Raw genomic sequence first — 13922 nt, 5'->3', positions numbered from 1 at the left:
CAGCCAGCCCCCGAGTTCGAAGTGCAGGACGTGGTGGCTCACGACGGGCTCCTCTCCGCGTGCAGCCGCGCGATGGCGTGCTCGCTGGCGGTGATCAGGGTCAGCTTGGTGGACTCGGTGGACCTGGCGTCGCACGTGATCACGGGGACGCCGGGGGCGAGCGCGAGCGCGTCGCGCACGTCGTCGACCGCGTGCTGGCGGGATCCGTGGAACTGGTTGATGGCCACCACGAACGGCAGCGCGCGCGACTCGAAGAAGTCGATGGCGGCGAAGCTGTCGGCCAGCCGGCGGGTGTCGGCGAGCACGACGGCGCCGATCGCGCCGCGCACGAGGTCGTCCCACATGAACCAGAACCGGTGCTGGCCGGGCGTGCCGAACAGGTACAGCACGAGGTCGCCGCCGAGGGTGATGCGGCCGAAGTCCATCGCCACCGTCGTGGACGTCTTGTCGGGCACGGCCCAGTTCTCGTCCACGCCGATGCCGGCCGACGTCAGCACGGCTTCCGTGCGCAGCGGCACGATCTCGGAGATGGCGCCGACGAATGTCGTCTTGCCGACCCCGAATCCGCCCGCGACCACGATCTTGGCGGAGCTGATGCGGGCGGCCTCAGAGCGTGCGTAGTCCACTCAGGACCCTTTCCAGCAGGTCGTGACGCTCGTCCCAGCTGGCGTCCTCGCCGAGGGTGTCGCGCACGATCACGTATCCGGAGCCGAGCAAGTCGCTGACGAGTACCCTCGCCACGCCGAGCGGCACCGAGAGATGGGCGGCGATCTCGGCGACCGACCGCGGTTGCAGGCACAGCTGGGTCACTGTCGACGCGGGGCTGGCCCTGTTGAACGGAACGGCGTGGCCGTCCGCCGTGGTCTGTACCAGTGCCTCGATGGCCAGCTCGATGACCGGCCTGGTGCGACCCTCGGTCCACGCGTAGGGACGCGCGAGCCCCGGCACGGACCGGGTGCTCTCGCGCCGGGAGCCGGATCGCTCGGCCTCACTCACGGCCTGGCCTGGTGCCTGCGGGTTGGCGCACCGGTGTGTCGACCATCTTGCCGACCCGGTCGACGAGCAGGGTCATCTCGTAGCCGACCAGGCCGATGTCGCAGCCGGGGCTGGCGAGCACGACGAGGTTGGATCCGTCACCGACGCTCATCAGCAGGAGGAAGCCCTGCTCCATCTCGATGACCGACTGCACCACGCGGCCCGCCGTGAACAGCTCGGCCGTGCCCACCGCGAGGCTCGAGAGACCGGAGGCGATCGCGGAGAGCTGGTCGGCCCTGTCCTGCGGCAGGTTCCGGTCCGCGGCCACGAGCAGGCCGTCGGCCGAGACCAGCACGGCGTGCGCGACGCCGGCGACGTCCTCGCTGAACGCCGACACCAGCCAGCCGGGGCCCTGCTGAGCGGCGGTCTTCGAGTCGGTCCTGGTCCCTGCCCGTCGTCGGGGCAGCCCGTTCGCCTGCGGCAACGCCGAGGCCCCTGCGTCGTTCATCGTGGGTCCGCCTTCCCCTGGTCGGCCGTGCCGGGTTCGGTGTCCGCGCGACGCCTGGCCGCGCGCATGCCGTTGTAGTGCCGCGAGAGGTTGTTGCGCACGGCGTCGGGATCGCGGAAACCCGTCGCCGGGCCCGTGCGCCCGCGGGGCGCGGCCGCACCGGGCGCGAGCTGGGCGCCCGGCCGTCTGGTCGGCAGCCCGGCGGGGGTGAGCGCGGGCGACGACGACGGCTCGATCGCGCTCTCCGCGGCGCGGCGAGTCTCGTCGGCAGGGCTCACCCAGTCAGTGGTCTGCGCTCGCGACGCCTGCTCCGCGGAGGTCTCGGTGAACCAGTTCGACACGAGGTTCTCGTAGATCGGCGTGCGCGCGGGCGGTGCGACCGGTCTGCTGCGGCCGAGCGCCAGTTCGGTGATCGGCGAGCCCGGCGCGGCGGGGCGGGCGCCGTTGACGGCGGGCGCGAGCTGAGCCGGGCGGGCGCCGTTGACCGCGGGCGCGAGCTCACGGCGCGGTGGCGCGGCCTGCCCTCCGTCGGCGAGCACGAGTTCGCCAGGCACGTGCACGCTCGCGGTGATGCCGGCGGCGCCCGACGTGCCCTGCGTCGTCCGCAGCCGCACCGTGACGCCGTGCGGCGCGGCGAGCCTGCCCACCACGAACAGGCCCATCCGCCTCGCGGTCTCGGGGCTCACGGTGTCGCCGGAGGCGAGCCTGCGGTTGGCGTCGGCGAGGTCGTCGGCCGCCATCCCGAGCCCGCGGTCCACCACCTCCACCAGCAGTCCGCCGTCGGAGCCTCGATCGGCGGTGAGCACCACCTTCTCGTCCGGCGGTGAGAAGCGGATCGCGTTCTCCAGCAGCTCGGCGAGAATGTGCACCACGTCGGCGGCCACGTGCGAGCGCACCGAGCAGTTGGGTGCGTTGACCACAGTGACCCGGCGGTAGTCCTTGACCTCGGAGGTCGCGCCGCGCAGCACCTCGATCGTCGAGACGGGACCGAGGTCGCGCCTCGACGGGGTGCCGCCCGCGAGCACCTGGAGGTTCTCGCCGTTGCGGCGCAGCCGGGTGGCGAGGTGGTCGAGCCGGAACAGTTCCTCCAGCCGCGCCGGGTCCCGTTCCTCGGCCTCCAGGTCCTCGATGACGCCGAGCTGCAGCTCCACCAGCGACTGGCTGCGCCGCGACAGGGTCATGAACATCTCGCTGACCTGCTTGCGCAGCTCGGCCTGTTCTCCTGCCAGCAGCACGGCCTGGCGCCGCATGTCGTCGAAGGCGCGGGCGAGCTGGCCGATCTCCTCGTCACCGTCGACCGGAACGGGCTCCACGGTGCGCCACGAGACGTGCTCGCCCGCGCGCACCCTTCCGATCGTCGCGGGCAGCGTGCGCCGGGCCGCGTCGAGCGCGGCGGCGTGCAGCGCGCGCACCGGCCGCACGAGCGAACGCGCCACCAGCAGCGCGATGGCGAGCGCACCGAGCAGTGCCGCCATCACCAGCGCGGTGTCGCGCAGGGCGTCCGACCTGGCCTCGTTGGTCCGCTCCGTGACCGTCCCCGTCAGCGAGCCCGCGAGACCGGTGACCAGGACGTCGATCGCCTCGGCCTCCCGCGCCAGCGGGGTCACCAGCGCGGACAGGTCGGCGACGCGGACACCGGTGAGCGCGTTGCGCAGCGCGCCCTGCCGCGCCGAGGCCGAGGCCACCACCGACTGGAACCGCTCAGCGTCCTCATCGGACATCGCGCGCTGGATCTGTGCGCTCAGCACGGCTTCCTCGGCGGCTACCCGGTTGGCCGCCGCCAGGGTGGTCCGGTCGCCACCCGAGTTGAGCAGCGCCTCCTCGACGGCCAGGTTCATCCGCAGCTGCATCATCGAGCGCGTGGTGGCCGCCGTGGCGTCGAGATCGCTGCTGCCCGCGTCGGAGATCAGGCCCGGCACCAGCTCGCTGAGGGTCAGCACCACCTCGCGGTAGCCCTCGGTCAGCGCGATCGGGTCGGCGACGCCGGTGCGCAGCCCGCTGAGCCAGCCGAGCGCGGTGTTGAGCTCGCGCCCGGTTTCCGTTGGCAGACCGGCGAAATCGGCGTCCCGCTGCACCGCGACGACCGCGGCGTCCACCTCGTCGACCATCGCGCGCAGCGCCCCGCTGCCGGGCTGGGTCGTGGCGGTCACCATCTCGTCGGCCACGAGCCGGGACAGTTCGATCGTGCCGTTGAGCACGGGCAGCCGGTCGCGCACGGCGCTGAGCCTGCTGGCCTGGTCCAGTCCTGTCTGCACGCGGACGCCCGCCAGCACTAGGGCCACCACCACGGGCAGCAACAGCACCACCGAGATCTTGGTGCGCAGACTCCATGCCTTCGGATGCCACGGCGCACCGGTCTGGCGACCCGGTGCCTGCGCTGTCTCGTCCATGGTTTCGTGGCCCGCCCAGTTCGTCGCCCCGCCCCGGCCCCCGCGTACGTGGGCCGCGGTGTCCGGACCGGGACATTCGTTGCCGTGAAGGTGCGCCCCGCGAATAACCGAACAATTCTTTCGCGAGCGATCGATTCGGCCCCCGCGCCGATCGCTCACTCAGCGATACGTCCCCACGTGATCAGTCACGAGGAGACAACCGCAGCCGGATGCCGTTGTCAAGACGACGACGTGATTCTATTGCCGGTTGTAAATAAACCCCGGGAACCATTCGTCCAAATGGCCGCAATGATCGTGAACAATGATCAACTTCGGCCGCCGGTATTGTTGGAAAAACATTGTCGAGTCCCCGGCCGTGACACCGGGAATTCACTCACCACGTGGTTCGGACAATGAATCGGCCGATCCAGTTGATCCCGCATCCCGGGTGAGCGTCCGGCCACGTTTGCGGCCGGTTCCCGAGCGGGCGCATACTGCCTGAATGGCGATGAAGGCCGCGACCGGGCGCCAGACGCCGTGAGTACCGATTCCGGGCAGCCCGAGCAGCAGGCGGAGCGGGAGCTGCTCGCCCACGAGCGCGACCTCCTCGCAGTCCAACGCGACAAGATCGCCGACGAACGGGAACTGGCAGCCAACACCCGTGAGCACGACGCCGACGCGCGCGAGCGTCTGGCCAACCGCCGGGAACAGCAGCTCGACCAGTGGGAATGGCGGCTCGATCGCACCGCGCGTGAGGGCAGGCCCACCGCCGCCGTACGCCGGGCCCGTGCCGAGGAGGCCGTCGAACGGGCCCGTGCGCTGTTGCACGCCAGCTCCAACCGGCTCGACCGCACCGAAGCCGCACTGCGCCGCACCGAGGCGGCGGACGCACGAGCCCAGCACGCCATCGCCCAGGAGCACATCCGCACCCGGCTGGTCCAGGGGCGGCGCGATCCGCCGGAGACCTCACTCGACGACCTGGTCGCGGGCCTGCGCGCCCGGTTCGTCTCGGTCGCGGTCGAGTTCGCCAACGCCGCGGACCTGCTGGTCGCCGAGTGCGAGGCCGCCGTGTGCGACCAGCCGGACGAGGCCACGGACCACCGGCACCGCGCGCTGGACGCCGAGCACGCGGCCAGAACGGCGCGGGAGGCCGTCGACCGGCTCGACGGGCCACACTCGGACTCCGTCACCCGGAACCCGGTCCCCTAGCCTGACGGGATGCGGATCGTCTCGCTGCTGCCCGCGGCCACCGACATCGTCGCCGAGCTGGGCAGGCTGCCCGACCTCGTCGGCCGCACCCACGAGTGCGACTGGCCGGAGGAGGTCGCGGCCGTGCCCGTCGTCACCGCCGATCACCTCGGCACCGGCCACGGCAGCAGGGAGATCTCCGACGCCGTCGGCGGCGCCCATCGCGGGTCCGCTCTGTACACAGTGGACACTGGGCTGCTGGCCCGGCTCGCGCCGGACGTCGTGCTGACACAGGATCTCTGCGACGTCTGCGCCGTGTCCTACGCACAGGTGTCGGACGCCGTGCGGTTGCTCGACAGCGGACCACGGGTGTTCAGCCTCGAGGCGAAGACACTGCCCGGGGTACTCGGCTCCGTGCGCACGATCGGCGAGGCGCTCGGCTCGGCCGAGGTGGCCGCCGGCCGCGTCGCGGCGCTGACCGCGAGACTCGACGACGTGCGCGGCCGGGTCGCGGGCAGGCCGAGGCCCCGGGTGGTGGCGATCGAATGGCTCGACCCGCTCTGGCCCGCGGGTCACTGGGTTCCCGAACAGATCGACGCCGCGGGCGGCACCCCACTGCTCGCCGAACCGGGAGAGCACACCACTCCGATGCGCTGGCAGGACGTGCTCGACGCGCGGCCCGACGTGCTGCTCGTGCTTCCGTGCGGGTTCCCGCCCGAGCGCACCCTCGCGGAGCTGGACCTGCTCACCGGCTTGCCGGGCTGGGCCGGACTGCCCGCCGTCCGCGACGGCGCCGTGTGGATCCTCGATGGACCCGCCTACTTCAACCGGCCCGGGCCGAGGGTGGTGCGCGGCGCCGAGGTGCTCGCGCACGTGCTGCACGGCGTGGCACCGGCGGTCCCGGTCACCGAGGCCGAGGCCCGCCGCGTCGGCTAGCCTGCCCGGTCTAGGCGGGCGCGCCGGACAGGCCGGCCCTGCTCAGCAGCCGCTCCGCGCGCAGCACCACCGGACGGTCGACCATCGTTGACTCGAACACACCCACCGCGCCGTCCGTGGTCGCCACGGCCAGCACACCCCTGGCCCAGCGCAGCTCGTCCGCCGAGGGCTCGAGCGCCGCGTGCACGGCGGCCACCTGGCGCGGGTGCACGCAGAGCTTGCCGGTGAAGCCCAGCGCGACGGCGTGCTCGGTGTCGGCCACCAGCCTGGCCTCGTCACCGATCGCGGCGGTGACCCCGTCCAGCGGCGGGGCGCATCCGGCACCGGCCGCGGCGAGCACGAGCGTGGAACGAGCCGTGGCCAGCGCGGTGTGGGAGTCGGGATCGACACCGAGCTGCGCTGCCAGGTCGATGCTGCCGAACGCGGGCCGCACCGCGGCGGGCGCGGCACAGATCTCGCGGGCCCTCAACACGCCGTCCGCGGTCTCGATCAGCGGCACGACACCGGTGCCCGAGCCGAGCACGGCCGCCGCGGCGGTGACGTCGCGCGCGTGCTCCGCCTTGGGCAGCATCACCACGGTGGCGAGTCCGCCGAGTGCCGCGAGGTCGGCGTCGTGGTGCTCGGTGTCGGCGGCGTTGACCCGGACGACGGCCTGGTTGCCCTCGGCGAGCCAGGTCCGGACGTGCTCGCGCGCGGTGTCCTTGTCCTCCGCGGCGACGGCGTCCTCGAGGTCGAGCACCACACCGTCGGCACCCGCTGCCGCCGCCTTCGCGAACCGGTCGGGCCGGTGGCCCGGCACGAACAGCAGAGTGCGAGCGGACGCGACGTCGTTCAACCGCATCGGGCAGATCCCTTCGTTGCTCACCGATACCCAGCGGACTGCCACGCTACGCGACGTCCCGTCGCGGGCCGCCGGGGTCGTCAGACGCCGGGCAGCGGCACGCGCCAGCCGAACCGCGTGCCGCCCTCGGGACGAGCGGTGAGCACCACGTCACCACCGCGCGCGTGGGCACCCGCCCTGAGCTGGGCGAGATCCGCCGTGCCCGCGTGCTCGTCGGCGTCGCCGTCGTCGGCCACCTCCACCACCACGTCGTCATCGACGGTGATGTCGAGGCTGATCCACGTCACGGACGCGCGCAACGCCACGCCGAGACCCATGCGGACCGCTGCCTCGACCTGGCCGGTCAGGTCGGCGGGCACGAGCGTGTCCACGGCCCCGCTGATCCGGACCGACGGTGACACGGCTGTGCGCTCGCTGAGGTCGGCCGCGATGTCGAGCAGTCGGCGGCGCAGACTAGCCGACTCGCCCCGCTCCCCTGAGGAGTTGAGGTCGAAGATCGACGTGCGGATCTCCCCCACGGTCTGGTCGAGCTGCTCCACGGCGGCGGCGATGCGCTGACGGGAGTCGAGATCGGTGACCTTGCGCATCGTTCCCTGCAGCGCCATCCCGGTCGCGAACAGCCGCTGGATCACGTGGTCGTGCAGGTCGCGGGCGATGCGGTCGCGGTCGGCGAGCAGAGCGAGCTGGCGCTCGTTGTCCTGCTTGTCCGAGAACTCCAGCGCCACCGTGGCCTGATCGGCGAACGACGACAGCACGGGCAGCAGATCGGTGCCGAACTGCGGCGCCTCGCGCTCCCGCACGGCGAGCAGCACTCCCCCGATGCCGCCCGCGTTGCGCAGCGCGGTCACCACGGCCGGCCCGAACGCGGCGCCCAGCAGGGTCGGTTTGGCACGGGGCACCAGGTTGAGATCCGCGATGAGCGTGGTCTCCCCGGTGCGGAAGACGTCGCACACCACCGGATCGGCAGCGGAGACGCTGACTCCGGCCAGCGCGTCGGCGCGCTCGCCCGCGGCCGCCGCGATCGCGAGCCCGTCCCCCTGCCCGCCGAGCAGGATCACCGTGAGGTCGGCGTCGGAGATCTCGGCGGCGAACTCGGCGATGAGGTGCAGTGTCTCGTCGGTGGCCGCGTCGGCCAGTATCGCCGCGTTGACCGTCCCGATCGCCTCGAACCAGCGCTCCCGCATACGCGAGTACTCGAACAGCCGCGCGTTCTCGACGGCGACGCCCGCGGCCGCGGCGAGCGACTGGAGCACGATCTGGTCGTCGGCGGTGAACCCGGTACCGTCCCGTTTCTCGGCGAGATAGAGGTTTCCGAACACCTCGTCGCGCACCCGCACCGGGACGTCGAGCACGCCGGGACCACGCGGTGGCTCGCCGAGCCGCTCCTGCACGTCCCCGCTGCCGTCGTAGACGAAACGCCGCAGCCTGGTCCGGTCGTCGCCGAGCACGCCCAGCACGCCGTGGCGCGCGCCCACCAGTTCCGTGGCCGCGTGGACGATGCGCCGCAGCGTGGAGTCCAGTTCCAGCCCGGCTCCCACCGCGAGCACGGCGTCGAGCAGCGCCTGCAGCCGGTCGCCGGTCCTGCCGAGTTCGGCGAGGCGCTGCTGGACACCGGAGAGCAGGTCGTCGAGTCGCAGGCCGGTCAGTGCTTCGGACACGGACCGGGTGCGATGACCGTCGAAGTATTCGGACCTGGAAGACATCCTCGGCGGGGCTCCCATTGGGGACAGGGGGACGTGGGTCCCGGCGATCACCGGGAACGAGGGCGACACATCCAAACCTAGCCGCTCGCGTTGTCGCAGGACAACGACGCTCCGACGGTCAAGTCAGTGGCCCCCTGCCACCGAGCGCTAGCGGAGGGTGACGGGCAGGTGCTCGACGCCGTAGACGATCGAGACCTTGCGGAAGTCCAGTTCGTCGGCGTCGCAGGCGAGGCGCATGTCCGGGAACCGGCGCACCAGCGCGGGATAGGCCTGCCGCAGCTCCATGCGCGCCAGCTCCGCGCCGATGCAGCGGTGCACGCCGTGACCGAACGCCAGGTGCTTCGTGGGCACGCGCGTGCCGTCGAAGCCGCCCATCGCATGGCCGAGCAGGTCGTCGCGGTTGGCGCCGCTCAGCGACACCACCACCATGTCGCCCTGCTTGATGGTCTCGCCGCCGATCGTCACGTCCTCGCGCGCGAAGCGGGGGAACGCCACCTGCACCACGGTGAGGTAGCGCAGCAGTTCCTCCACGAACCCGCTGACGTACTCGTCGTCGTCGCGCACCTTGGCGAACGCCTCGTTGTCCTGCAGCAGCACCAGCGCGCCCAGCGCGAGCATGCTCGCCGTGGTCTCGAAGCCGCCGGTGAGCACGCCGTCGGCGAGACCGGCCAGCTCGCGGTCGTCGACCTCGTCGCCGTGCTCGGTGATGATCATGCCGAGCAGCCCGTCGCCGGGGTTCTCGCGCTGCGCGCGGACCACGCCGAGCAGGTAGTCCAGCGACTCGGAGATCGCCCCGAGCGAGGCGCCGGCACCGCCGAAGAGGTCGAACCGGGCGACGGCCAGGTGCTGGAAGGCGTCCCGCTCCTCGTAGGGCACGCCGAGCAGCTCGCAGATCACCAGCGACGGGATCGGCAGCGCGAACTCCTCGACGAGGTCCACGGGGCCTTCGGCCTTCGCCATGTGCTCGAGCCGCTCGGTGACGATCGCGTCGATGCCGGGCCGCAGCCGTGACAGGCGCCGCATCGTGAACTCCGGCGTCAGCAGCTTGCGCAGGCGGGTGTGCACGGGCGGGTCTGCGAACCCGAGGCCGCCGGGGTTCTCGTCCGCGCCCTCGGCCTTGCCGACGAGGTGCTCGAAGTCGTTGCTGAACGACTTGGCGTCGCCCAGCACGGCCTTGGCCTCCTCGTAGCCGCTGACCAGCCAGACGTTCAGGCCGAACGGCACCGGCAGCTTGGTGACGGGGGTGTCCTCCCTCGCCCGGTCCAGCTCCCTGACGGGGTCGAGCCCGTCGCGCTTGAGCGGCATGAGCGCCGCGTCGGGCAGGACCGAGAGCTTCGACAGGTCGAGGCCCTTTTTCTGCACTCTGGCCAGGTACCTGCGCGTGGCCCACGAAACGATGCGTGTACGGAGACTCCCCACAAATCCGACGTTACCAACCGCTCAGTAATGGCCGCAGCCGCCTCGGCCCCCATGAGAGCTGTTCCACGCCGTCCATTTCGGACGTCGGTAACGTCCTCGGGGTGAGGTTCGGGATTTTCACGCTGGCAGGCCGGTTCCCCGGTCAGGACGACACCGAGGCGCTGCTGCGGTCCGCGGAGGCGGTGCGCGCGGCCGAGGACGCGGGCTTCGACGACGCGTGGATCGCCGAGCACCACTTCATGTCCTACGGCGTGTGCCCCTCGGCCGTGACGTTCGCCGCACACGCACTGGGCGCCACCAGCAGGATCACGCTCGGCACCGGCGTGAGCGTGCTGTCGACGGCGCATCCGGTGGCGCTCGCCGAACAGGTCGCGCTGCTGGACCGGCTCTCCGGCGGACGCTTCCACCTGGGCGTCGGCCGGGGCGGGCCGTGGGTGGACCTCGAGGTGTTCGGCACCGGTCTCGACCGCTACGAGCACGGGTTCGAGGAGAGCCTGGACCTGCTGCTGCGGTGCCTCCGTGACGAGCGGGTGAGCGCCGACGGCGCGCGGTTCGCGTTCAGGGAGGTGCCGATGGTGCCGCGGCTCCCGGTGCCGCCGCCGGTGACGGTGGCGTGCACCTCCCGCCCGACGGCCGAGCTCGCGGCGGTGCGTGGTCTGCCGATGCTGCTGGGCCTGCACGCGGGCGACGACGAGAAGGCGGCGCTGGTGCGGACCTACGAACGGGCGGCGGCCGACGCGGGCCGCGACCCCACGGGTGTGCCGCACGTCTCGGCGATGCTCTGTCACGTCGCCGACGACCGTGAGCGGGCACGACGGGAGCTGAGGGAGGCGATGCCGGGGCTGGCTCACCGAGGGACTGGCTGGCTACGTCCCCGTCGACGACCGGCCGCGCACCCGCCGGGACCCGCACGCCTACACGGACCTGCTGTGCTCACTGCATCCGGTGGGCAGCCCCGCCCACTGCACAGCCCGCCTGCGCGAGAGCGTCGAACGCACGGGCATCGAGCACGTGATCCTGATGGTCGAGGGCTGCGGCTCCCGCGAGCGCACGCTGGACACCATCGCGCGACTCGGCGCGGAGGTGCTGCCCGCGCTGCGCGGGAGCCGCGGTCCCGAGGATCGGGTCTAGCAGTCGCGCAGCTCGGGGCTCTGGTTGAGCAGCTGACCACGGACGGAGATGAAGTCGCGGTAGTCGGCACTGTCCACGGCGGCGGGCCGGAACGCGCCCACGCGGTGGCAGTTCTGGAAGGCGAGCTTCACACCGAAGTGCCGCTCCAGTCCGCCGCGGATCGAGTCGGAGGCCAGCGCACGCAGCAGCTGACCGCGCTCGGCCTCGCTCGGCGGCGGCGTGGAGTCGTCGGCGAAGGGCTCCCTGCCGGTCTCGAGATCCGCGACCACGCCCGAGACCACCTGCCACGCGTAGGGCAGCGACTCGCGCACACAGGCGACGAACTCGGCGTCGGTCACCTCGCCTCGTTCGGCGCGGTCCAGCAGCTCGGTGGGCACGTTCAGCGACATCAGTCGGCCTCCAGCCTCTCAGCAGTGGGATAACCAGCACTTCCAGTGCTACTGGTGATGATCATCGTTTGCAAGAGAGGCGCGACGTGACCACCGGGACGGAGGAGCGGGCACGTCACCTGTGCCCACGAGCGCCCGGTCGCGCTCAGGATCCCGCGGCCGGCTGGATCACCGGTGGCGAGATGTCGCGCTGCTCGGGCAGCGTCGACGGCGCCCTCGGTTCGGGCGAGGGTCGCCGCGACTCCGGATCGGGCTCCGGTGCCGCCGTCGCCCTCACCTCGTCCTCGCCCTCCAGCGGCTCGGTCAGCGGGATCGCCGCCGCCAGCACCTCGCGGGCCGTGCGCAGCTCCTCGGCGATGCGGCGCCGGAGCGCGTCGCACTCCCGCGCCCGCTCGGTCGCGTCGGCCACCAACCGCTCCGCCTCGGCCTTCGCCGCGGCGTCGCGTTCCTCGATCAACCGCGAGGTCTCCTCGCGCTGGCGCAGCATCGCGGCCGCGAACTCGCGCTCGGCCTCCTGCCTCCTGCGCGCGGCCCGCTCGTCGAGCTCCCTGCGGTGCTGCTGCGCCCTCTCGGTCATCGCCTCGATGTCGGCGCGGGCCGTGGTCATCAGCTCGCGGTGCTCGGTCTCCATCTGCTCCCGGCGCTCGTCCAGGTCGACCAGCATCCGGTCGTAGCGCTCCCGCAACCGTTCCGCGGCCTCGTGCGCGCGGGCCCAGCTCTGCTCGGCCTCCGTACGGGCGTGCTCGATGATCTCGTCGGCTTCGGCGTGGGCGAGATCGACCATGCCCAGCAGTCGTTCCGACAGTCCGTCCGACTCGATCGGTGTGCGCATCACCCGTTCGAGACGTTGCTGTAACTCGTCGTTCTCGGATCGGGCGGCATCCAGATCATCCGCCAGCCGTTCGGCGGTGTCGGCGGCCGAGTCGCGGTCGGCGGCGAGCAAGCGCAGCTCTTCCTCCACCGCCCGCACGTACTTGTTGACGCGGCCGCGATCGTATCCACGCCACACCAAGGTGAACTCGGTGCGAACAGGCAACACACCGCTGCGGCTCTCCGTGATCGACATGTGCCACCTCCGGGTCGTGGCCCGTGTTCCGAATCGGACTCGAGGCCTGGACGAATCAATTCTCCTGGCGTACTAAGGAATTGTGAAGCCTGCGGCGACCGCGGTGAAACCTTTGCCAAGGTTTTCCCGTCCCGCCGGGGGAGGGCAGGCGGCCGCCCGTGCGACCGCCGTTTCAGCAAGCTCGCACGGCTGAAGGAGCGGTTGTGGACGCGCTCGAGCTGACCCATTCCGACTGCCTCCGACTCGTCTGCGCACACGGCCACAGCCACACGGCGATGGTCGCGGTCGACGGGGAGACTCCCGTGCCACTCGCCTGCTTCGTGCAGGACGGTGGCGACGTGCTGGTGCCCACCGGCATCGATCCCACGCTCACCCGCGCCGCCACGGGAAGGCCCGTGACGATCTCCTTCGCGGGTGAGCACTCCAGCTGGACGGTCACCGGGGTCGGGCTGGCCCGTCCGCTCGATCATCACGATCGCCCTGCCTTCCAGCACGTGCTGGCGTTGCGTTATGCCTTCGACAACGGCATCCACGTGCGGATCGCCCGGCTGTCCGGCCAGCGCGTCGCCCTGCTGCCCATCCCGGAGCAGCGGGACTCCTCGCCCGCGCCCGCCGGACGTCAGCGCCGCGCGAGCCCGGACGCGTCGTCGTCGACCACTCGGTGAGTGAGCTCGTTACGCACGTGCACGACGCCGAGCACGTGCTCGGCCAGGCGCTGCGCGAGGTCGGCCTCGGAGCGGCTGCGCACCGTACCCACCAGCGTCACCACCCCGCGGTCGACGGCCACGTCCACCCCGCCGGGGTCCGCGGCCAGCGCCCGCCCGAACACCTCGTGCAGTACGTCGTGCCGGAGCTCGTCGCGGATCTCGTCGTCGGACCGGACGAAGGCCTTGAGCAGGTCGCCGCGGGTCATCACGCCCGCGAGCAACCCGTCCTCCAGCACGTACAGCCTGCGCACGCCAGAGCGGCCGAACTCGCGCGCCGCCGCGCCGAGTGAGTCGCCCGCGTCGAGCGTCAGCACCGGGGTGGTCATGAAATCGACCGCCCGCGTGACCCACGACCGGTTCCACCGCTGCCGCGCGCGCTGCCGGGCGAGCACCGGCGGCTGCTCGTCGCGCGCTGCGAGCTCCTCGTGTTTGAGCACCAGGTCGGACTCCGCGATCACGCCCAACAGCACCTGCTCGGCGTTCACGACGGGAACCGCGCCGAAGTCGTGACTCATGAGCAGCTCGACGATGACCCTGAAGTCGGCGTCGGGCCCAACCGACACGGGATCGCGCGTCATCACGGCACCCACCGTGGTCTGGTACATGCGGGACTCCTCACTGACCCCTCGGCCGTGGTCCACTCCACGGTCTTGGGTCGGGTTCCGCCGCACTAGGGCCTTAGGACCCGCC

At 71.9% G+C, this 13922-nt stretch carries 14 protein-coding genes and 1 pseudogene; 5 read left to right on the top strand and 10 right to left on the bottom strand.

Annotated elements, in window-relative coordinates:
• Nucleotides 1-38: 38 nt before the first annotated feature.
• The 4 genes from JHE00_RS29370 to JHE00_RS29355 are packed head-to-tail and all read right to left on the bottom strand — an operon-like array spanning nt 39 to nt 3873.
• The gene (locus JHE00_RS29370) at nt 39-626 is read right to left on the bottom strand and encodes a GTP-binding protein (RefSeq protein ID WP_200324392.1); all 588 of its coding nucleotides are present in this window, start codon (nt 624-626) and stop codon (nt 39-41) included.
• Nucleotides 607-996: a DUF742 domain-containing protein gene (locus tag JHE00_RS29365; RefSeq protein ID WP_200324390.1), complete on the bottom strand. Its 390-nt coding sequence runs from the start codon at nt 994-996 to the stop codon at nt 607-609. Before JHE00_RS29365 ends, JHE00_RS29370 begins: the two co-directional genes overlap by 20 nt.
• Nucleotides 989-1483 (bottom strand): roadblock/LC7 domain-containing protein, encoded by a 495-nt coding sequence (locus JHE00_RS29360; RefSeq protein ID WP_200324388.1) that lies wholly within the window; start codon nt 1481-1483, stop codon nt 989-991. Before JHE00_RS29360 ends, JHE00_RS29365 begins: the two co-directional genes overlap by 8 nt.
• Nucleotides 1480-3873 (bottom strand): sensor histidine kinase, encoded by a 2394-nt coding sequence (locus JHE00_RS29355; RefSeq protein ID WP_230425171.1) that lies wholly within the window; start codon nt 3871-3873, stop codon nt 1480-1482. The genes JHE00_RS29360 and JHE00_RS29355 overlap by 4 nt, the downstream gene beginning before the upstream one ends.
• Nucleotides 3874-4389: 516 nt before the next feature.
• Here JHE00_RS29355 and JHE00_RS29350 point away from each other — a divergent pair.
• Complete coding sequence (locus tag JHE00_RS29350; RefSeq protein ID WP_200324386.1) at nt 4390-5061, top strand: hypothetical protein; 672 nt, start codon at nt 4390-4392, stop codon at nt 5059-5061.
• A gap of 9 nt (nt 5062-5070) precedes the next feature.
• Nucleotides 5071-5976: a cobalamin-binding protein gene (locus JHE00_RS29345; RefSeq protein ID WP_200324384.1), complete on the top strand. Its 906-nt coding sequence runs from the start codon at nt 5071-5073 to the stop codon at nt 5974-5976.
• A gap of 10 nt (nt 5977-5986) precedes the next feature.
• Here the strand turns inward: JHE00_RS29345 and JHE00_RS29340 are convergent, their stop codons facing one another.
• The 3 genes from JHE00_RS29340 to JHE00_RS29330 form a co-directional block, all read right to left on the bottom strand.
• The gene (locus tag JHE00_RS29340; RefSeq protein WP_200324382.1) at nt 5987-6817 is read right to left on the bottom strand and encodes an HpcH/HpaI aldolase/citrate lyase family protein; all 831 of its coding nucleotides are present in this window, start codon (nt 6815-6817) and stop codon (nt 5987-5989) included.
• Nucleotides 6818-6897: 80 nt separating this feature from the next.
• On the bottom strand, nt 6898-8475 hold the full coding sequence (locus JHE00_RS29335; protein ID WP_307832169.1) for a sensor histidine kinase: 1578 nt from the start codon (nt 8473-8475) through the stop codon (nt 6898-6900).
• Nucleotides 8476-8667: 192 nt separating this feature from the next.
• Nucleotides 8668-9939, bottom strand: a complete 1272-nt coding sequence (locus JHE00_RS29330) for a cytochrome P450 (protein WP_200324378.1) — start codon at nt 9937-9939, stop codon at nt 8668-8670.
• Between JHE00_RS29330 and JHE00_RS36165 the strand changes: the two are divergent.
• Both JHE00_RS36165 and JHE00_RS35350 read left to right on the top strand, forming a co-directional pair.
• Nucleotides 9921-10763: pseudogene (locus tag JHE00_RS36165) on the top strand (LLM class flavin-dependent oxidoreductase); the annotation flags it as partial. The gene JHE00_RS29330 and the pseudogene JHE00_RS36165 sit on opposite strands and share 19 nt — an antisense overlap.
• Before the next feature lie 121 nt (nt 10764-10884).
• The gene (locus JHE00_RS35350; RefSeq protein WP_230425170.1) at nt 10885-11070 is read left to right on the top strand and encodes a hypothetical protein; all 186 of its coding nucleotides are present in this window, start codon (nt 10885-10887) and stop codon (nt 11068-11070) included.
• Here JHE00_RS35350 and JHE00_RS29320 read toward each other — a convergent pair.
• Both JHE00_RS29320 and JHE00_RS29315 read right to left on the bottom strand, forming a co-directional pair.
• On the bottom strand, nt 11067-11459 hold the full coding sequence (locus tag JHE00_RS29320) for an SCO5389 family protein (RefSeq protein WP_200324376.1): 393 nt from the start codon (nt 11457-11459) through the stop codon (nt 11067-11069). The two genes, JHE00_RS35350 and JHE00_RS29320, sit on opposite strands and share 4 nt — an antisense overlap.
• Before the next feature lie 145 nt (nt 11460-11604).
• Nucleotides 11605-12525, bottom strand: a complete 921-nt coding sequence (locus JHE00_RS29315) for a DivIVA domain-containing protein (RefSeq protein WP_200324374.1) — start codon at nt 12523-12525, stop codon at nt 11605-11607.
• Between the two features lie 203 nt (nt 12526-12728).
• Here JHE00_RS29315 and JHE00_RS29310 point away from each other — a divergent pair, with 203 nt between their 5' ends.
• Nucleotides 12729-13190, top strand: coding sequence for a hypothetical protein (locus JHE00_RS29310; protein WP_200324372.1), 462 nt, complete (start codon nt 12729-12731; stop codon nt 13188-13190).
• On the opposite strand, the gene JHE00_RS29305 is transcribed toward JHE00_RS29310, so the two are convergent.
• A complete protein-coding gene (locus JHE00_RS29305; protein ID WP_200324370.1) occupies nt 13145-13837 on the bottom strand; it encodes a CBS domain-containing protein in 693 nt (230 codons plus the stop codon). The two genes, JHE00_RS29310 and JHE00_RS29305, sit on opposite strands and share 46 nt — an antisense overlap.
• Between the last annotated feature and the right edge of the window lie 85 nt (nt 13838-13922).

It is taken from the genome of Prauserella cavernicola, assembly GCF_016595675.1.
Taxonomy (GTDB): Bacteria; Actinomycetota; Actinomycetes; order Mycobacteriales; family Pseudonocardiaceae; genus Prauserella_A; species Prauserella_A cavernicola.
The sequence above is the reverse complement of the archived record's forward strand: the minus strand, read 5'-3'. Positions and strand labels throughout refer to the sequence as shown.